Annotated in this window: 1 protein-coding gene; it reads right to left on the reverse strand. The window is 65.7% G+C overall.

Annotation, left to right across the window (positions count from 1 at the left end; translation table 11 throughout):
• The coding region (locus HV477_RS27950) for a ShlB/FhaC/HecB family hemolysin secretion/activation protein (RefSeq protein ID WP_175065754.1) at nt 1-618 on the reverse strand (618 nt) is incomplete at both ends.

Consider the following 618-nt stretch of genomic DNA (forward strand, 5'->3'; position numbering starts at 1 on the left):
CCAGTTATCGGAGTAACCGTTGTATCCGTCCCGCAGGAAGTTGTAGTGGTAGTTCAGGTGGCTGTAGTTCGCCCCGACACGCGTGCCGTACCCGCCGGCCAGCAGGCTGTAATCAATGCTGCCGTTAAACAGGTCGCTCTTCTCATACGCATCCAGCAGGTCGACGCACAGCTGGTCGCCGTACCCCAGCAGCTCATTCGCATACACCCCGGCCATCACCCGGCTGCGTCCCGTCGTCGGGTCGCCCTGGTTGTCCAGCCCCACATAGCCCCCGACGCGCTTACCCGGCGTCAGTGTCACATCGGGCGCCGACGTCCCCGGCTGACTGCCGGCCTTCAGCGCCACCTGCGCCTCCACGCCCGGTACTTCGCTGAGCAGCAGCGCCATGCGCTCCAGGCTGCCGCGGGTGACCACGGTACCGGCAGGCGCTGCCGCCGACACCATCCTCACCGCCTGCGCGTCACGAAGGCGGCTGCTGTTACTGAGACTCCCTTTGTCATAGCGGCCGGGAATAATCTTCACCGTCAGGACACCGTCCTTAATGGTCTGGGGCGGCAGGATGGCCCGCGCCACCAGGGCGCCGTGGTCACGGTAATGGCGGGTCACGGCGTCCGTCAT

Origin of the sequence: Salmonella sp. SG203 (assembly GCF_013350575.1) — a bacterium.
GTDB classification, from domain to species: Bacteria; Pseudomonadota; Gammaproteobacteria; order Enterobacterales; family Enterobacteriaceae; genus Salmonella; species Salmonella enterica.